The sequence below is a fragment of the Heyndrickxia oleronia genome (genome assembly GCF_017809215.1).
Classification (GTDB): domain Bacteria; phylum Bacillota; class Bacilli; order Bacillales; family Bacillaceae_C; genus Heyndrickxia; species Heyndrickxia oleronia.
Window position 1 is genome coordinate 5,075,006 of record NZ_CP065424.1, and the last position, 19,290, is coordinate 5,094,295.

19 protein-coding genes are annotated in these 19,290 nt (G+C 34.4%); 4 read left to right on the forward strand and 15 right to left on the reverse strand.

From position 1 onward, the window contains the following. The first annotated feature begins 26 nt into the window (after nt 1-26). Nucleotides 27-287 carry a hypothetical protein gene (locus I5818_RS25330; protein WP_058006120.1) on the forward strand — a complete coding sequence of 87 codons (261 nt, stop codon included), beginning with the start codon at nt 27-29 and terminating at the stop codon, nt 285-287. 58 nt (nt 288-345) lie between these two features. On the opposite strand, the gene I5818_RS25335 is transcribed toward I5818_RS25330, so the two are convergent. From I5818_RS25335 to I5818_RS25345, 3 genes are all read right to left on the reverse strand, one after another. Continuing rightward, nucleotides 346-702: a c-type cytochrome gene (locus I5818_RS25335; RefSeq protein ID WP_058005060.1), complete on the reverse strand. Its 357-nt coding sequence runs from the start codon at nt 700-702 to the stop codon at nt 346-348. Nucleotides 703-857: 155 nt separating this feature from the next. Further along, the gene (locus I5818_RS25340; RefSeq protein WP_078111120.1) at nt 858-1,460 is read right to left on the reverse strand and encodes a TetR/AcrR family transcriptional regulator; all 603 of its coding nucleotides are present in this window, start codon (nt 1,458-1,460) and stop codon (nt 858-860) included. Nucleotides 1,461-1,474: 14 nt separating this feature from the next. Beyond that, nucleotides 1,475-2,227, reverse strand: coding sequence for a GTP pyrophosphokinase (locus I5818_RS25345; RefSeq protein ID WP_071976325.1), 753 nt, complete (start codon nt 2,225-2,227; stop codon nt 1,475-1,477). Nucleotides 2,228-2,610: 383 nt separating this feature from the next. Between I5818_RS25345 and guaC the strand changes: the two genes are divergently transcribed. Further along, on the forward strand, nt 2,611-3,594 hold the full coding sequence (gene guaC / locus I5818_RS25350) for a GMP reductase (RefSeq protein ID WP_071976324.1): 984 nt from the start codon (nt 2,611-2,613) through the stop codon (nt 3,592-3,594). A 329-nt stretch (nt 3,595-3,923) separates the two neighbouring features. Here the strand turns inward: guaC and I5818_RS25355 are convergent, their stop codons facing one another. The 4 genes from I5818_RS25355 to I5818_RS25370 all read right to left on the reverse strand — a co-directional run bounded on the left by I5818_RS25355 (nt 3,924) and on the right by I5818_RS25370 (nt 8,674). After that, complete coding sequence (locus tag I5818_RS25355; protein WP_071976323.1) at nt 3,924-4,598, reverse strand: YdeI/OmpD-associated family protein; 675 nt, start codon at nt 4,596-4,598, stop codon at nt 3,924-3,926. A gap of 386 nt (nt 4,599-4,984) precedes the next feature. Further along, nucleotides 4,985-6,253: a cytosine deaminase gene (locus I5818_RS25360; RefSeq protein WP_078109495.1), complete on the reverse strand. Its 1,269-nt coding sequence runs from the start codon at nt 6,251-6,253 to the stop codon at nt 4,985-4,987. Beyond that, complete coding sequence (codB, locus tag I5818_RS25365) at nt 6,243-7,517, reverse strand: cytosine permease (RefSeq protein ID WP_071976321.1); 1,275 nt, start codon at nt 7,515-7,517, stop codon at nt 6,243-6,245. Before codB ends, I5818_RS25360 begins: the two co-directional genes overlap by 11 nt. Before the next feature lie 260 nt (nt 7,518-7,777). Beyond that, nucleotides 7,778-8,674 (reverse strand): LysR family transcriptional regulator, encoded by an 897-nt coding sequence (locus I5818_RS25370; protein WP_071976320.1) that lies wholly within the window; start codon nt 8,672-8,674, stop codon nt 7,778-7,780. A gap of 230 nt (nt 8,675-8,904) precedes the next feature. Between I5818_RS25370 and I5818_RS25375 the strand changes: the two genes are divergently transcribed. Further along, nucleotides 8,905-10,095, forward strand: a complete 1,191-nt coding sequence (locus tag I5818_RS25375) for a coenzyme F420-0:L-glutamate ligase (protein WP_078109496.1) — start codon at nt 8,905-8,907, stop codon at nt 10,093-10,095. Nucleotides 10,096-10,242: 147 nt separating this feature from the next. On the opposite strand, the gene I5818_RS25380 is transcribed toward I5818_RS25375, so the two are convergent. The 4 genes from I5818_RS25380 to I5818_RS25395 all read right to left on the reverse strand — a co-directional run bounded on the left by I5818_RS25380 (nt 10,243) and on the right by I5818_RS25395 (nt 14,335). Continuing rightward, nucleotides 10,243-10,503, reverse strand: coding sequence for a M20/M25/M40 family metallo-hydrolase (locus tag I5818_RS25380; RefSeq protein ID WP_209391833.1), 261 nt, complete (start codon nt 10,501-10,503; stop codon nt 10,243-10,245). A gap of 149 nt (nt 10,504-10,652) precedes the next feature. Next, on the reverse strand, nt 10,653-11,933 hold the full coding sequence (gene dctP / locus I5818_RS25385) for a C4-dicarboxylate transporter DctP (protein ID WP_071976317.1): 1,281 nt from the start codon (nt 11,931-11,933) through the stop codon (nt 10,653-10,655). Between the two features lie 122 nt (nt 11,934-12,055). Beyond that, a complete protein-coding gene (locus I5818_RS25390) occupies nt 12,056-12,739 on the reverse strand; it encodes a response regulator (RefSeq protein WP_078109497.1) in 684 nt (227 codons plus the stop codon). A 3-nt stretch (nt 12,740-12,742) separates the two neighbouring features. Continuing rightward, entirely contained in the window at nt 12,743-14,335 is a 1,593-nt protein-coding gene (locus I5818_RS25395) for an ATP-binding protein (RefSeq protein ID WP_071976315.1), read from the reverse strand. Nucleotides 14,336-14,434: 99 nt separating this feature from the next. On the opposite strand from I5818_RS25395, the gene I5818_RS25400 reads away from it, so the two are divergent. Next, complete coding sequence (locus tag I5818_RS25400) at nt 14,435-15,490, forward strand: DctP family TRAP transporter solute-binding subunit (protein ID WP_071976314.1); 1,056 nt, start codon at nt 14,435-14,437, stop codon at nt 15,488-15,490. A 62-nt stretch (nt 15,491-15,552) separates the two neighbouring features. Here the strand turns inward: I5818_RS25400 and I5818_RS25405 are convergent, their stop codons facing one another. From I5818_RS25405 to I5818_RS25420, 4 genes are all read right to left on the reverse strand, one after another. Further along, nucleotides 15,553-16,929, reverse strand: coding sequence for an amino acid permease (locus I5818_RS25405; protein ID WP_071976313.1), 1,377 nt, complete (start codon nt 16,927-16,929; stop codon nt 15,553-15,555). Nucleotides 16,930-17,265: 336 nt separating this feature from the next. Beyond that, a complete protein-coding gene (locus I5818_RS25410) occupies nt 17,266-17,895 on the reverse strand; it encodes an ABC-2 transporter permease (RefSeq protein WP_071976312.1) in 630 nt (209 codons plus the stop codon). Next, nucleotides 17,883-18,755 carry an ABC transporter ATP-binding protein gene (locus I5818_RS25415; protein WP_058005075.1) on the reverse strand — a complete coding sequence of 291 codons (873 nt, stop codon included), beginning with the start codon at nt 18,753-18,755 and terminating at the stop codon, nt 17,883-17,885. The genes I5818_RS25410 and I5818_RS25415 overlap by 13 nt, the downstream gene beginning before the upstream one ends. Then, a complete protein-coding gene (locus I5818_RS25420) occupies nt 18,752-19,132 on the reverse strand; it encodes a GntR family transcriptional regulator (RefSeq protein ID WP_058005076.1) in 381 nt (126 codons plus the stop codon). Before I5818_RS25420 ends, I5818_RS25415 begins: the two co-directional genes overlap by 4 nt. Nucleotides 19,133-19,290 lie beyond the last annotated feature (158 nt).

Below are 19,290 nucleotides of genomic sequence, written 5' to 3' on the forward strand. Positions count from 1 at the left end.
AAAAATTCTTTGCAAGGAGAAATACAATGTCTACTCACAATAAAGCTGAACTTTCTCTCTTCAGTGAAATTCTATTATCAATATTATTAACAGCTAGCCTAGCAATTTATCTTTTCAAAGCCAATGACACATTCCCATGGTTAGCGTTTATAGGGGTCCCAATTGGTTTAGCAGTTATCGTTGCATGTTGGGAGCAGAAGAAAAATAGTTGGGCTCTTTTAATCACGGGTCTAGTATTAAATACCCTAGTATGGTCAGTTGTATTTAATTGGACATCTTTTTTCTAGAAACGACAAAAAAAGAACCTGATCCCCTTTGGGGTCAGGTTCTTCTAATATGTAGCACTTATTTCTTTTGTGATAACCACTCAGCAACACTCTTCGCATCATCCTTAGAAATAAGACCAGCAGGCATTCTTCCATTCTTTCCATTATTAATAATGTTCTCGATCTCACCTTGGTCATACTTAGATCCGATTTTAGCCAGCTCCGGTCCAGCTCCACCTTGTAAGTTATCTCCATGACAAGTGATACAATTTTTCTTAACAATCCCTTCCGGATCACCAGCTGAAGCAGTTGTTCCATGCGCACTAGCATTTGCTGCTGTTTGTGAAGGTTGTGGTCCCTTGTATATAAACAGTACAAATACCAAACATACTAAAAGAACAAGATTGATTACCGAAGAAACCCATGTCTTTTTCATGTTAAAACCTCCTTAATTAAAATATTTAGTATTACGAACTTTCCTATTATAACCCAACAATAATTGGTGCTAAAGAAAAAATAATTTATCAAAAAATTCGTTATACTAAAATAATTAATAGGAAGTAGTGGAAATCTATAGTTTCTTCTTTAAAATTATTTCGATAAACCTTTTTTTAATAAATTTATTTCAATCATATAGTTTTTTACCGCCACCTCATAGGGTAGGTCTTTTGCAAAATTATCTACAATATTTCGTAATGTAACTGCCATAATAATTTGCAGAACATGGACTAGCTCCCCGTCATTCGTAATATTCAATTGTTCTTTATCTATAATCGAACTAATTTCTTTAAAATTCCCACTGCTTTCATTATCACTAACCATCTTCTCAAAAGAACGTTCTATTTTGTGCGTCATATTTAAAAATGCATTCTTTAAAAAATTGAGATCCTCCTCATCTTTAATCATCAATTGATAAAATTCAGCCATTGTATTAAAAATATCGCCATCATATTTATTTAAGAAAAAAATAAATTGTTGCTTCTTACTTTTTGAATGTTCATTTAATAAATAAAAAAAGGCATCCTCTTTGTCTTCGAAATACTGATAAAAACTACCACGAGGAATTCCTGCGGCCTTTACAATATTAGCAATGGAAGCATCAAACAATGGCACTCTTGAAAACTCCTGTTTAGCAGCATTAATTAATGTTTGTTTCTTAATCTCTGGTAAATTAAAAAAAGTTAGTTTCGGCAATTTTAACTCTCCTATTACTTATCATTTTCCTCATGTATATCGTTCGTTAAAAAAGCAGATGGAAGATGGAACTTGTCATCGTTGATTTGAAGCTCCTGCATATTCTCCTCAATCTCAATGCTTTCCTTTAATTTGTTCATATCATTATGGATTTTTTCCATCTTTTTATCTAGTAAGGCAGATGAATCAGCCGCCTGTTTAAGCTCGTCTTTCATTTTTTGTGGTACCTCTTTATTACACTTATAGTATATTTTATGTTCTAAGCTTGCCCAGAAATCCATTGCAATCGTGCGGATTTGGATTTCTACAAAAATATGATCCTCTCTGTCTGACATAAAGATAGGAATCTGGATAATTAAATGTAAACTACGATATCCATTTGGTTTAGGATGTTTAATATAATCCTTACATTCAATAACTGTTATATCCTTTTGTTTCTGGAGCATGCTGCTTATTTCATAAATGTCAGATATAAACGAGCAGGTGATACGAATTCCAGCAATATCCCTAATATTTTCCCTTATACTAGATAACGAGAGAGGACAGCCTTTCTTATAAACCTTTTTTAATATACTTTCAGGGGACTTGATACGTGATGACACATGTTCAATAGGATTGTAATCATGAATATATTGAAATTCCTGCTTTAAAATATCTATTTTTGTATTTACTTCACTTAATGCAAATTTATAAGACATCATAAAGCGAATTAGATCTTGCTTTAAAGATTTCATTTTTGGCAAATCGATGATTTCTTTTACTTCCATATATTTCTCCTTAATAGTTAATAAATTATTAACTTTTTTAATCTTCCCGCTCTATTCACTTTTTATACTGGGTCTTTTACACAAGGAGACATTGATCCCCTGTAATTTCAAATCTTCTATTAGCTTCATTAGTTTCTTTAAATATTTATTCTCGTTTTTCATCTTCCCACCTCAATATGACACATTGTCACTTCAATCTAATATCAGAATAAATGACACGGTGTCATTTGTCAATCCCTCACATTTTCATATCCTTTTTTAAGGATTACTCGTATAAAATTAGTAAATACTTTGACAGAAAGACAATTTTAAGGTAAATTACATAATATACGAACGATTTTAATGAATGATATATATAATATTCGTCTATAGGAGTGTTAACGATGGAAAATGTATTTGATTACGAAGATATTCAATTAATACCCGCAAAATGTATTGTAAATAGTCGATCTGAATGTGATACAACAATTAAATTAGGTGAACATACCTTTAAACTCCCTGTGGTGCCTGCAAATATGCAAACCATTATAGATGAGAACATCGCAATTTATTTAGCAGAAAACGGTTATTTTTATATCATGCACCGCTTTCAGCCCGAGAAAAGAATTGATTTTATTAAAGACATGAAATCACGTGGATTAATTACCTCCATAAGTGTAGGAGTAAAGGAAGAGGAATATCTTTTCATACAACAATTAGCTGATGCTAATCTTATACCTGATTATATTACGATTGATATTGCACACGGACATTCCAATGCTGTAATCGCTATGATTCAACATATTAAAAAGCATTTACCTCAAAGCTTTGTTATTGCTGGAAATGTAGGGACCCCTGAAGCAGTGAGAGAACTAGAAAATGCAGGAGCAGATGCAACAAAGGTTGGAATTGGTCCTGGGAAAGTTTGTATTACAAAAATAAAAACTGGATTTGGAACTGGCGGCTGGCAATTAGCTGCACTAAGATGGTGTGCAAAAGCTGCCAGCAAACCAATTATTGCTGATGGAGGAATTCGTACACATGGCGATATCGCCAAATCAATACGTTTTGGTGCCTCAATGGTCATGATTGGGTCATTGTTTGCCGGTCATGAAGAATCACCTGGAGAAACTATTAACAAAGATGGGAAACTTTATAAAGAATATTTTGGTTCAGCATCAGAGTTCCAAAAGGGTGAGAGAAAAAATGTAGAAGGCAAAAAAATGCTTGTGGAACACAAAGGATCTTTAATCGATACATTAATAGAAATGGAACAAGACCTGCAATCCTCTATTTCGTATGCCGGAGGAAATAAACTAGATGCTATTCGAAATGTAGATTATGTAGTCGTTAAGAATTCGATTTTCAATGGAGATAAAGTATATTAACTAGTAGAAGGGACACAGCTCTTGTGTCCCTTTTCTAAGCTATTCTAAATTTTTTTGTGATATTTATTTGTTCTCCCTTTTGAAATATATATGACAATAGGATATTTCAAATGAACAGGAGAGAATGAATGACATTAACCTCCATTTTAACCGGGATGAAATTAGACTGATGGTTCAAAAAAAAGAGGGCTCCATTGTTATGTATGAGCCCCATCCAGAAAGAATTATTTTCATTGCCCTTCTTGGTCAGATAGCTTCTTACCCGCGTAAAATAAACACATGCTCCAATACAGTACACATGTCATATATTCATTTAAACAGGGGAAAAATCACTCCATTCTATCCCTACGATAGAGATCCCTACTTTTATACCCCTCTCTAAGTATCTGCTTCATCTCCTCACGACGTTTTTTCCTAGTCGCTTCTTGCTTTGCACTGTAGATATAACGTGCCCAATCCTTTTGATAGCCAGGAGTAAGAGATTGATAAAAGGCAAGTAAATCCGGATTATCTTTTAATTCTGTTTCAACTTCTGGAATCATTGCAACATAATCATCTACACACTGGCTCGCTGTAGTCTTTGGCTTTGTTTTCTCTCGAGATGCCTCCTTTAAACCAACAACCGTAAAGACATCATCTAAACCTACCATTCGTGCAAATTTAATATCGCTTGTTCCAATATAGCCCTGATCGTCAGCACCTAATCCACTCAATAACTCATCACGATGGATATAAGTTGGGTATACTTTATTCCCCTTTTTTGGATAAGCCAAAAAGAGATAGCCTTTTTCATTCAAATAATTCCCTTCAATTACTTTGTGTACCATCGCTTGTAATGATTCCATATCTAATACAAAAGCAAAAATAAGATCGTAAGTATTATCGTTAAGCTCAGTGTTGTAGCCCTTTAGTCCGGATAGATAATCTTTATCTACAGGCATATTTAAAACTGCTACTTTTGCATATTTAGTTAAATTTAATTTTTCAACAATCGTTTTAGACATCTTCGATTCACCCATTCATTTTATTATTTTGTTGTTCCTATGCTTTTTTTCTATATACCATACTTGAAAATATTCAAGATAACAACCGTATTACTTTTCTAGTAGGAATATTACAAAGAAAGGATCCTGCTATTACTCAATCTATTAAAAGTTTCAAATATATCGCTAAGTATATAAGTAGCTAGAGCCTAGAAATGTATAGATTGTATGTTAAACCCAACAACCCATATGTTTCAAACGGGTAAAATCGACACTAGGTTAGTTGACATAAAGGGGGCTAGCTATTAGAAATGGACAAAAATATCGAGCAATATAACTTTTTAAAATCGATTGAATGGTATACCTTCCTATCGATTAAAAAAGAGGCACAAATTGTGCCTCCATCATTATCTATTAAAATTAACCTTTTCCATATTTTCTCCGAAGGATACAGTTGTTTCACTTGGCTTCGTTTCAGCTATGATCTTGCCATTTCTAAAGGAATATCTGACGGTTGCCTGTTTACGAATGGCTTCATATTCATTTTCTGCAGATAAAACAATAAAATTAGCTGGTTTTCCTTCTTCAATTCCGTAGGCATCCTCAATTTGTAAAGTCTTTGCACTATTATTAGTAATTAAATCAATGGAGTTTACGATTTGATCATATCCCATTAACTGTGCAGCATGAATCCCCATATGTAATACTTGAAGCATATTTCCTGTTCCTAGTGGATACCATGGGTCAAAGATATCATCATGTCCAAAACAAATATTTAAGCCTGCTTCTTGTAATTCTTTTACTCTCGTTAAACCTCTTCTTTTTGGATACGAATCAAATCTCCCTTGAAGATGAATATTGACTAAAGGATTCGATACAAAATTAATAGAAGAAAGCTTTAATAATCTAAAAAGCTTGTACGTATAAGCATCATTATAAGATCCCATAGCAGTAGTGTGGCTTGCAGTCGTTCGAGCACCTATCCCACGCTCATAAGCCTCTTTGGCAACTACCTCTACAAAGCGGGATTGTTCATCGTCTATTTCATCACAATGAATATCTACTAAACGATCATATTTTTCAGCTAGGTCAAAGGCCTTTTTTAAGGATTCCACACCATATTCACGTGTAAATTCAAAATGAGGAATCCCTCCCACAGCATCTGCTCCCATTTTTAGTGATTCCTCAAGCAGCTCTATTCCGTTTGGATAAGAAAGAATTCCTTCCTGTGGAAAAGCAACGAGTTGAATATCTACATATGGAGCCATCTCCTCTTTCACTTCAAGCATTGCCTTTAATGCTGTTAAACTGGGATCTGTTACGTCTACATGTGTGCGGACATGTTGAATTCCTTGAGCAATTTGCCATTTCAATGCAGTTTTCGATCTTGTTTTCACATCTTCATGTGTTAATGTTTCTTTTCTTTGTGACCATCTTTGAATCCCTTCAAATAATGTACCGCTTTTATTCCATTCAGGTTCACCAGCAGTTAAGGTCGTGTCTAGATGAATATGTGGTTCAATGAAAGGAGGAAGTACAAGAGCCCCTTCTACATCAAAAATTTCATGACCTGAAACATCATCCAATGATTCTGTTACTTTACTAATCTTTCCATCTTGTACAACAATGTTCCAGATCCCTTCTTTTCCTCTCAGCTTTGCCTGTTTAATAATCATTCATTAGTTCTCCCTTCAATTCTTGTAGCTGTTCATTATTCACACGTTTAGATACCAATTTCATTAAAATAATATAAACAACCGCTGTTCCAATGAGCCCATTAATAGGAGGAATTCCCGGTATGAGGTTTGCGGCGGCTACACCTATAATCCATGCAATGATGGCTATCCAATTAACGTTTTTAAATTTCATCGCTTCGAATTTCTTATATTTGCCACGATTCAATAGAAAATAATCTGCTAAAATAATGGCACCAATTGATGGTAATATCGATCCAAGTAATGTTAAAAATTCAACGAAATTATTATATAACCACATAGCTGCTACTGTTCCGACCAGACCGTTAAAAATGACAATTTTCTTTTTTGATATTTTAGTAATATTTGCGAATCCTAAACTTGATGCATATAGAGCATTTTCATTAGTTGTCCAAATATTTAGACCCAATACGATAATCGCTGGAATGATTAACCCTTGCAGAAACATCACATCAGATATATCTGACTTACCATAAACGATCGCACCGACTGCTCCAAATAGAAACATTAGCGAATTACCAAGAAAAAAAGCAATAACCGTTGAAACAACGCCAGACCGCGGTGTCTTAGCAAATCGAGCAAAGTCGGGCGTCAGTGTCCCACCACTAATAAAGGATCCAATGCAAATTGTTAACGCAGTGGCTACTCCCATCGCTTCTAAAGGCTGATATTCCATTAACCCTTGAAATCCACCAGCTTTTTCTGTTGCCTCTAGTACAGAATAGCTTCCTAAGATTGCTATAGATGGCACAGCAACTACACCTAATATTGCTAAAGCCTTTATTCCATAAATTGCGGTAATCGTCATTAAAATTCCTGAAATAAAAATTAATAGATACACATTAAGACCTGTTGCTTTTTGGACCGGAACAGCAAACATTGCCACACCTACACCAAACCAACCTACTTGAGTAATTCCTAATAAAAGAGAGGATAGATAGGATCCTTTTTCTCCAAAAGCATATCTGGTTAACAAATGGGTGGATAGCCCTGTTTTTGCTGCAATATAGGCTAATGCACCGGTATAAATGCCAAGGATCAAATTACCCGTTAACACAATCCAAATAAATGAAGTAAATGATAAACCGTTCCCTAATGTTCCACCAGACCACATACTTGCTGAGAAAAATGTAAATCCAAGCATAACAGCGAGAATCTTCCAAAAACCATTTCGATGCCCTTTTGGTACAGGCTGTAACGAAAATTCCAAGTCCACTTTTTCCATACGTATTCCCCCAAAGTTGATTTGAAAATGGTCCTTTGAACAAGCCTATAAACTAAAAAAGGGTTTATTGCCGTCATCTGACAATAAACCCTTCTATTTATAATCAAACAGAAGGGTGTAATCTAATTACACCACTAGTGTTTGATTATAAATTTCCGCTGTCCTTGTCAGCCTCTCTGGACTGAATTAAAGGTACCAATATTTCAATTAATCTTATTATGACAATAACTTATTATGTTGTCAATATACGGATGCTTATCCTATCCATCCTTCAATTCTCTTTCCAATATTTCCACAAATTTTGTTGAGGAGGGTGATAATGGCACACTTTTTAAAGAGCAGACCCCAATGGAGCGTTTTGGGATTTCCTCAATGAGGGGGATTTCATATAACAATCCTTTATTTATATACTCTTGAGAAAACTCTTTTGTCACACATGCTATGCCAAGATTAATTTTGGCAAGTTCTAATAATAAATCATGGGAACCTAATTCAATTTCCGGCGAGATCTGCAATCCTTTCGATAGCATATAATCTTCTACATATTTTCTCGAGTTGGAGTTTCTTTCCAATAATATCAACGGTAGCTGAACTAATTCTTCAAGCCGTATTGGAGTTGATGCAAGATGTTTATAGTCCTTTCCACAAACAAAAATATCGTGAATATCAATGCATGATCTAATAAAGAGAGTTGAGTCTTCAAGAGGGAGATTACAAATAACTAAGTCTACCTCACCCGATTTCAATAAAGAACATAGCTCTATCGTTGTACCATTTACAATTTTAAATTTAATGTTTGGATATTGATTATGAAACAGTTCGAAATACGGAAGTAAGAAATATCGAGCAATCGTATCACCAACACCAATCCTTAATTCCCCTGTTGTAAGATTTTTAAATTCTAGTATCTTTTCTTCACCAACATTAATTAAATTTATGGCCGAATAAACATACTCAAATAATAAATTTCCTTCATTAGTCAAAGACACCCCTTTTGGTGTCCGGTTAAACAATCTTGTATCAAGCTCTCTTTCTAATTGCATAATTGCTTGGCTCACAGCTGGTTGGGTCATATATAGGTCTCTTGCAGCCTTTGAAAAGCTTTTGCAACGTGCTACCTTACAAAATACTTTATATAAATCCAATTTACCAATCATTATAAATTCTCCTTATATCTAATATTAAAGATATTAATTTCACTTATAACATTAGAAAGAGGTATATTACAAGTAGGTATTTTCCATTGGCTTTTCATATGTAGGTTAAAGCCAAAATATAAATGATATCGCGCTATTTTCTACTTAACCGATAAGTAAAATTTGGCAGTAGAAAATGTAACCAAGTTTTAAGAGAGACTTTCAAATACACTTTACTAGGAGAGATTATTTTGGAAAGAGTAGTTGGAACAGTTGTTAGAGGACTTCGTTGTCCTATAATCAATCAAGGTGACAATATTGAAGAAATTGTTGTTGATAGCGTGTTAAAGGCTTCAGAAGTGGAAGGCTTTGCAATTAATGATAAAGATATCGTAACAGTGACAGAGTCTATTGTTGCTCGTGCTCAAGGAAATTATGCAACCATTGATCACATTGCCAAGGACGTTCAAGAAAAATTTGGTGAAGATACAGTTGGTGTTATTTTCCCCATTTTAAGTCGTAATCGTTTTGCTATTGTTTTACGCGGTATTGCAAAGGGAGCAAAGAAAATTGTTCTTATGCTAAGTTACCCTTCTGATGAGGTAGGGAATCATCTAGTAGATCTTGAAATACTTGATGAAAAAGGTGTAAACCCATGGACTGACGTATTAACAGAAAAACAATTCAGGGAGTATTTCGGCTACAATAAACACCCATTTACTGGTGTAGATTATATTGATTACTATAAATCATTAATCGAAGAATACGGTGTGGAATGTGAAGTAATTTTCTCAAATAATCCAAAAACAATTTTGGATTATACAAAAAATGTCCTTACTTGTGATATCCATTCTAGATTTAGAACAAAGAGAATTCTAAAAGCAAATGGCGGGGAAAAAATATTTAGCCTAGATAACATCTTATCTAAGTCTATTGATGGTAGTGGATATAATGAAGATTACGGTCTGCTCGGATCAAACAAGTCAACAGAACAAAGTGTGAAGCTTTTCCCACGTAACTGTCAACCAGTCGTTGATAACATCCAACAAGCAATAAAGGAAAAAACAGGTAAAGACGTGGAAGTCATGATTTATGGAGACGGAGCTTTCAAGGACCCAGTCGGTAAGATATGGGAGCTTGCTGATCCAGTTGTTTCACCAGCTTATACAGCAGGATTGAACGGAACACCGAATGAAGTAAAACTAAAATATCTTGCAGATAATAATTTTGCTCACTTAAAGGGCGAAGAATTAAAACAAGCCATTTCACAATACATCGATAATAAAGATTCCGATCTTACAGGGGCAATGGAAGCACAAGGTACTACACCAAGAAAGCTAACTGACCTTATAGGATCATTATCTGATTTAACCTCTGGAAGTGGAGATAAAGGTACACCGATTATCTTTATTCAAGGATATTTCGATAATTATACAAAATAAATCTAGTTACCGAAGTTGTTGTCTTATAGACAACAACTTTTATCTATTTACAAATTAGTTCAATTGATAGTATTCACAAACCACTTGGCCGACTGCCTTCGCTGCTACTAAAAGTGCATCTTCATCTATATCAAATTTTGGATTAAACTAAGGTTCGGATACTCCCTTTGGAGAGCAAGCGATATAAAAGAAACAAGCTGGGAATTTTTCCGCATAATAAGCAAAGTCTTCTGACGGTGCTAGTGCAGGGAATTCCTTTATCTCCTTAATATCTTCATCGCCGTCTATATTTCTTAGACTTTCTGCTACCAAGGCTGTTAGCTCAGGGTTATTATATAATGGTGGGTAATCTGGTGTATAGGTAAGTTCACATTGTACACCAAACTCTATCTCAATACCTTTAGCCATTCTATTTATTTCCTTTTCCAATATATTACCTTCAAACTTCATTCCTTTAAACCATTTTGTGCAAAATCGTATCTTACTATGTTCTTTAACGAAAAAAAAAGACCATTCCTCCTACGATTTTTTATATCGCGGAGAATTGATCCCATATCTTATATGCTTGTGGTTGCTTGTTTCATTTGTTTCATTTCCATAATTGCTTCTGCATGTTTTGATTCATCAAATTCTTTTTCGCTCTTTGCCACAACAATCGTTGCTACGCCATTTCCAATAAGATTTACGATTGATCTGCCTTCACTCATAAAACGATCAACCCCTAATAATAAGGCTAATCCCTCAATAGGGATAATGTGTAAAGCTGAAAGTGTTGAAGCCAATACAATAAACCCACTACCCGTTACACCTGCTGCGCCTTTTGATGTTAGCATCAGAATTAATATAATAGTAATTTGATGGCCAATCGTTAAATCAATACCGAAAACTTGTGAAAGAAATACTGTGGCCATTACTAGATAGATAGATGTTCCATCTAGATTGAAAGAATAGCCTGTTGGAATAACCAGACCAACTACAGATTTAGAACAGCCAAACTTCTCCATTTTATCCATCATTCTAGGTAGAACAGATTCAGAAGAACTTGTACCTAATACGATTAATAATTCATCTTTAATAAAACGAAGATAATTCCATAAACTAAATCCATATTTCCGACAAATTAAATTTAAAACGACAAAGATAAACAGGAACATTGTAACATAAACTGAAATCATTAGTTTTCCTAATGGAACTAATGATTGAAGACCAAATGTTCCAATGGTATAAGCAATTGCACCGAATGCTCCAATAGGAGCCGCTCTCATAACATATCCAATAATTTTAAAGAATACCTGTGAAATTTTATCAAAGAAGTCGATGACACTTTTCCCTTTTTCACCTAATGCGGCTAAACCAACACCAAATAGGATAGAAAAAAATAGAACCTGCAATATATCCCCTTCTGCAAAGGCACTTACCATACTATGAGGTACAATATGGGTAAGAAAATCAACCCAATTCAATTTTTCTCCATCGCTTGTGTATTGGGAGATATCCCCCTTCGGAAGTTTGTCTGGATCCAATCCTGATCCAGGATGTAAAATATTGACGACGAGCAAACCAATGATAAGTGCAAGTGTAGTTACAATCTCAAAATAAATGATTGCCTTTCCGCCGACCTTACCAACCTTCTTCATGTCCCCCATCTTTGCAATTCCTAAAACAATGGTCAAAAATATGATTGGTGCAATGAGCATTTTTACAGCATTTATAAATGTATCTCCAAGTGGCTTCATTTGTTTCCCAACATCTGGCCATACTAAACCAACGATGACACCAATGAATATAGCAGTTAAAACTTGGACGGTTAAATTTTTATATATGCGCTTCCCCTTCATTGTATACATCCCTTCTCTGAAAATTGAATTTTCTTGTAAGTAGATGATAACGCTTTCTTTGTTAACGAGGAAGTTTGTGTTCATATAGGACATTTTGGTCTTTTTGGTCTTAAGATAGCTGTCTAATTCATAACATATCGGTTAACTGGTCTACCTACACTGCCATATTGTACATCTAAACGAATGACCCCTGTTTTTTCTAGATAGTCTAAATAACGCCGAGCAGTCACACGCGCAATACCAACAGCAGTTGCCACTTCTTCCGCTGACTTTGATACACTCTCTCCTTTCATAAAGGTTGTAATTTGTTGCAATGTGAACATATTTAATCCCTTTGGGAGGGTACCACTGCTCCCGGTTTCTTGGCGGACATTCATCATCGCGTCCAATTCCTCTTGAGAAAATGTCTTACTTTTATTTAATGAGTTTTTATAAAAGCGATAGTTCTCTAATGATTTCTTCATTCTTTCAAACTTAAATGGTTTAATGATATAATCTATTGCACCGTTCTGAAGCATACTATTAATCGTTTCATTATCCTTGGCGGCAGACACAACGATGACATCAATATCCCATCTCTGTTTTCTGAATTCTTGTAATGTATGAATCCCATCTAACTTAGGCATAAAAATATCCAAAATGACGACATCAATATCTTTATTTGAAGCTATTCGAAGCCCTTCTTCGCCATCACCCGCTTGTCCTACTATTTCAAAGCCATCAATACTTTCAATAAAACTTTTATTCACTTCACGTACCATTGGATCATCTTCTATTAACAGTACTTTGATTGTTTTATTTGACATTTATCAAACACCTACTCCCATAGGAAAAGTAATTGTGAAGCTTGTCCCTTCCCCTGATACTGATGTAACCATTATATCTCCATTTCCTTTATCAACCGCTTGTTTAATTAAATATAGGCCGATTCCAGAACCATTTTTTTTATTTCTCGTAAAACCTTTTTCATATATATGAGGAAGATCACTTTCTGGGATTCCACATCCATTATCCTCTATTAAAATGGCACAAATATCTTCAGACTGCTCAATACTGATCTCAACTTTTTTCACGTTTCTTTCAACATGCATAAATGAGCCAAAGGCATTTTCAATTAAATTACCTAAGAGCACAACAAAATCATGCTGGTCAATCTGATATGGGAAGGTAGTTAAATAGCTGTTAGGATCAATTGAAACCTCTATTCCCAATTCTCTTCCTCTTCTTATTTTACTTAATAATAGTCCGGCAATGGCATCATTTTTAATTGAATCCTTTAAAAATTGATCTAAATTCTCTTGTTTGGTTGAGGTTTCAAAAGCTAATTCCAAAGCTTTCTCCGACTTGCCAAGCTGAATTAAACCAGCAATTGTATGTAATTTATTCATATGTTCATGATTTTGAACTCTTAATGCATCAACAAAATTCCTTACTCCGGTTAATTCTTCAGCCATCTTTACTACTTCTGTGCGATCTTGACAGATAGCTACAGCTCCTACAACGCGATTGTCTATCAATACAGGAATTCTACTACTAACAATCGTTTTTCCACTAACAATAATCGTTTCATTAAATACTGCTTGATTATTTTCAACAATTTCAGGAAGCCGTGTATCATTCAATACACTTCTAATTGGTTTGCCAACTACATCACCAACAACGGAAAAAATGGCCTTGGCTCTCTCATTAAAAATAGTAATGATTTCATTATAATCAATGGCAATTACCCCTTCATGCATTGAATGAAAGGTGGCTGTTCTTTCATTTAAAATACGGACAATCTCATGTGGCTCCAAATGAAACATTTGCTGTTTAATATGACGTGCAAGCAGAAATGATCCAACTAGCCCTACGGATAATGTAAGAACGGTGATAATGATCATTTCCTTTTTTAAGTCAGTAAAAATCTCGAAAAATGATGGTAACCTATGACCAACAACAACGACCCCAATCTGGTTCAAATCTGGATCCTTAACTGGAAAAAAGGCTCTTAGAAATGTACCAACCTCACCACGTGCTTTTGAAATATAATTATGTTCCGCAAATGCTGCTTCTTCATCATTAGTTGTAGAAGCAGTCCCTAATAGTTTATTTACCGGATGTGAGTAACGAACCCGATTCATATTCATCACGACAATATAATCCTCTTCATTTATCAACCGAATCTCTTCGATCAAAGGATTTAATCGCTCCCAACCATCAGGTGCTTGAACCTCTTTTTTTACATCAGAAAGCTCCGCTACAGTTCTAGCGGTATTCATAATACTTGTTTGTATTTCCTGTTCCTTTGTCTTTTGAATATCAGCAATTAAGAAGGTCCCGCCTACTAGTAAAGAAAAAACGACGATGGTATAAGATAAAATGGTCATTTTCCAACGAATAGGTAATTGCTTTAATTTCATTTGTCATCACCTTCTATCACCGGTATGATAAATTCTTCTTTTTTATAGTAAAATTCTATAAAGGGACAATTTTTCAAACAATTAAGGAGGAAAAATCATATGAGAAAATGGATGGTCCTTTTATTTTCAATTTTGATTGTCATCTTTATTTTCCTACTTGGTATGAAATACATTTTTCCTCATGATAAACTGGTTCATGATTCTGAACAAGAAGGATTAAACGAGCAAATTGTTCTTAAGTTTAGCCATGTGGTCGCTGAAAACACCCCAAAAGGGCTGGCTGCAAAAAAGTTTGCGGATATTGTCTATAAAAAATCCGATGGAAAAATTAGAGTAGAAATTTTTCCAAACGGGATGCTATATTCCGATATTGAGGAAATCAATGCATTGAAGGAAAATAAAGTTCAAATTATTGCTCCTTCTACATCAAAGCTTGGATCCTTATCTAGTAAATGGGGGGTACTTGATTTACCATTTGCCTTTCCTAATTATGAAGCTGTTCAGAAAGGTTTAAACGGGAAAATTGGCCATCTGTTATTACAATCATTAGAAAAGGATCAAATGAAAGGGTTAGCCTACTGGACAAATGGTTTTAAACAATTCACATCCAATAAAGGGCCGATCATTTTTCCTAATGATATAAAAGGACAAACCTTTCGAATTATGCAAAGTCAGGTTTTAAAATCTCAATTCGACCAACTTGATGCAAAATCAATTCAACAAGCATTTGATATTACTTTTCAATCCTTACAATCCGGAGAGATTGATGGAGAAGAAAACACATTATCAAATATCTATTCAAAGAAATTTTATAATCTTCAAAGGTATTTGACAATCAGTAATCACGGCTATCTAGGCTATGTTGTTTTAATGGATCAATCATTTTGGAACAAGCAATCGGAACAAACTCAACAGATTTTAACCGAGGCAATGGCAGAAACAACTGCCTGGAACCAACAACAAGCAGAAAAATTAAATGAAGAGCAGCTTCAGCTCATTCGAAAAAAATCTTCTATTCAAATACATGAATTAACCGATGAGGAAAGAAAAGTGTGGACAAAGAAGCTATATCCGTTATACGACAAACTAGCTCCGATTATAGGTAAAGACTTAGTAGAGGAAATGAAAAAACTTAGGGATCAGTACGATCATTAAACATCCAGTAAAGGGAGAAGAGCGATCGATCCCCTTACTGGATTGGATAAAAATTGAGGGATTTATTTCCTTTCTTTATCAACTTTGGAAGAACGACTTCCAATACTTAATACATAATAACTGATGACTACAAGGGCTAAGAAAATAATACCTACGACAAGTGATACTCGTGTATCATCATTAAACCACATACCTATTAAAACCATTATTAAAAAGGCAATCGTTACATAGTTTGTAAAAGGAGCAAAAGGCATCTTAAATGGATGGTTTACCATTTCTGCTCCCTTTTCCTTCCTGAATCGAATTTGACTAATTAAAATAACAAACCATGGCACCATACCGGGAAGCACACTAGCACTATATACATAGACAAATAGATTCTCAGGGGCAATATAACTAAGAATCACACCAATCGCTAAGCCTAGCATAACACCGACTGTTCCGTATATGGGCACCCCACTACTTGTTACCTTTGTAAACACTTTTGGTGCTTGTCCATTCACTCCTAGCGTATAAAGCATACGTCCAGCACTGAATATCCCACTATTACAGCCAGACATTGCTGCTGTAATGACGACAAAGTTGATAATACCAGCAGCGGCAGTAATCCCTACCTTCGCAAATGTGGCAACAAACGGACTGCCGATTGAATTCAGCTGATCCCATGGATAAACAGTTACGATCACAAAAATTGCACCAATGTAAAAAATTAATATACGCCATATCAGACTTTTAATAGCCTTTGTTAGTGTTTGCTGTGGATTTTTTGCTTCACCGGCTGTAATCCCTATAAGTTCAACTCCTTGATAAGAAGCAATGACAAGAGATAGTGCAAAGAAGAAGCCAGACCAGCCACCAGTAAAAAAACCTTCATGTTTCCATAAGTTCTCTAAGCCAATAGCGTTCCCTCCATTACCTAAACCAAAGAAAATCAAACCGAATCCTGCAACAATCATCAATACAATCGTAATAATTTTGATCATTGCAAACCAAAATTCTATTTCTCCGAAGGATTTGACAGAAATCAGGTTTGCTGCACCAAGAATCAGCATGGCAATTATACCTGGTATCCAGCCAGGCAGATCCGGAAACCAATACTGCATATACTGCCCAACTGCAATGATTTCTGACATCCCAACAATAACCCACTGAAACCAATTGCTCCATGCAGTTAAATACCCTGCCAGTGGATGAATATATTTATGTCCAAAGGTCGCAAATGATCCAGTACTAGGCTCTACATACAGCATTTCTCCCATAGCACGCATGACCAAATAAATAAATATCCCCGAAATAGCGTAGGCAAGCAATACAGATGGCCCTGTCCATTTAATCGTACTGGCTGACCCCATAAATAAACCAACACCAATGGTACCCCCTAACGCTATCATTTGGATATGACGAGCTTCTAAACCTCTTTTTAACTCTTTGTTTGCCATTTGAATCCTCTCTCCCTTTAAAAAGCTTACGTGCTGTCATTCATTTTTTGATATCACTTATTTAAAGATTTAAAGAAGTCTTATGAATAGCCACTTGCTTTAAATAATTATCTTAAAAATTCAAATCGTTTATTCTATAATAATAATTAACAACCAAAAATACAATTGTATTTTCTAGAAAAACAGTTTTATTAATAATTTTATACCCGAACAACATTTTAATATTATTTCAAAATATACTAAATATTATTTTAATATTTTAAGTGAATTTGAGCATAGTAAAAAGCTGCAGAAAACATTCTCCGCAGCTTTTGTGTTCGATTATTAGTTAACTACCTAAAAATCCTTAGCCTCGTATATTTTTATCGTGGCTAGCCAAGAAAATATAAAGACGATGATTGTGATTGCAAAACCTGTAATCGTTAACTGAGTAAATGTAAATTGATTAAGAAATAATTGAAACACTTCTACATTACCTTTTAAAGCATACATCGCCATTTGCCCAAAAATAATAAATCCAAAAATAACAATCATAAGGATGATTCTTGTGTATTTTTCTCCAAATTTATATAATATTGGAAAATATAGAGCCGAAAATAAAAGGATGATTAACATACCCAACACTAATTGATTTGCATTTGGTAGCGGCTTATTATACGTATCCAATATAAAATAAAATATCATTTGAAATAGTGTCGCTAAAACTGTCGCAAATATTCCAAACAAAATTGCCCCAACATATTTGGAAGAGATAATACTTTTACGATTAATAGGCAAGCTATTTAACATAATATGCGAATTGCTACGATCTTCAAAACTCCCTGTACTGGAAATGAAAATGATTCCTGCCAATGATATGGCCATTACAGGAGGGTTCTCTAAAAAATAAAATAAGGCTATAAATCCTACAATCAGTAATAACATCTTTTTCAACATAAGAATATCTTTTAAAATCAATGAGTACATGACAAATTCCCCTTATCTGTATAGTACATAATATCCTCAAGGCTAGGCTTTTCAATTAAAACCTCATCGCCGAATAGATTCATTGTTTTCTTCACATTACTAGTTAATGCTTCAAAGCCAACACCTGTCTTCCGAATACTAACAAACTCTTTTTCTGTATCTCTATCTAATAAATCATTTTTCCCTTTGACTATTCCATATTCCGCAAGCAGTTCCTCACGTTCCTTTGAAAATAAAATTTGTCCCTTATGGATATAAGTAATATAATCAGCAATTCGATCCAAATCGGTAGTTATATGAGTGGAAAAGAAAATCGTTTTTTGTTCATCTAACATAATTTCATGTAAAATTTCTAATATTTCTCTTCTAAACACAGGATCTAGTCCAGAGGTTGGCTCATCCATTACTATAAATTCTGGATCATGACTAATAGCAAATACGATCGCCAATTTCATTTTCATTCCTTTAGAAAAACTTTTAACCTGCTGTTTCTCCGGTAAACGAAATTGGTCGACATATTTATAAAAAAGGTCATCATTCCATTTCGGGTACATCGGGGCAATAATTTTCCTTAGTTCTTTAATGGTTAAAGTATCATAAAAGCAATTCTCATCATACACAAAACCAATACGACTTTTAATCTCTTGATTATATTTGTTTTGATCAAGTCCGAAAATCGTAATGTCACCACTATCCTTTTTTAATAGATTCATGAGTAGCTTAATGGTTGTACTTTTTCCAGCACCATTAGAGCCAATGAACCCCGTAATATACCCCTTTTTAATGGAAAAGGTTACATCTTTTAACGAAAAATCTTTAAAGGATTTTGATACATGATTAAATTCAACTACATTCGTCATTCTGGATCATCTCCATACAATATATTAATCAATTCAATGAGCTCTTCTTTCGAAAAATGAATAAGTTTACTTTCGTCAATAATTTCACATATTTTTTCTTCAATAATTTTTAAGCGTCGTTCTTTTAACAACTCTTGATTTTGACTAGCAATAAATGATCCCTTACCAACAATTGAAACGATAAATCCTTCATTTTCTAGCTCTTCATAGGCACGTTTCGTTGTAATCACACTTACTTGCAAATCTTTTGCTAATTGGCGAATAGACGGAAGAGAATCTCCTTCCAGTAACTCTCCTTTTAGTACAAGCTCTTTAATTTGCTTAATGATTTGTTGATAAATGGGATCTTTAGATGTATTTGATATAATTATATCCATTTATTTTTCAGCACCTTATATACCGTATATATATAATATATACACTATATACACATTCGTCAATATCCTTTTTCTCGATTTTGCTTGATTAACAACCCACTACTGGCTTTTACAAAAGGAACAAACTATACGAAGCTGAGGAATTTATCTGTACCGAA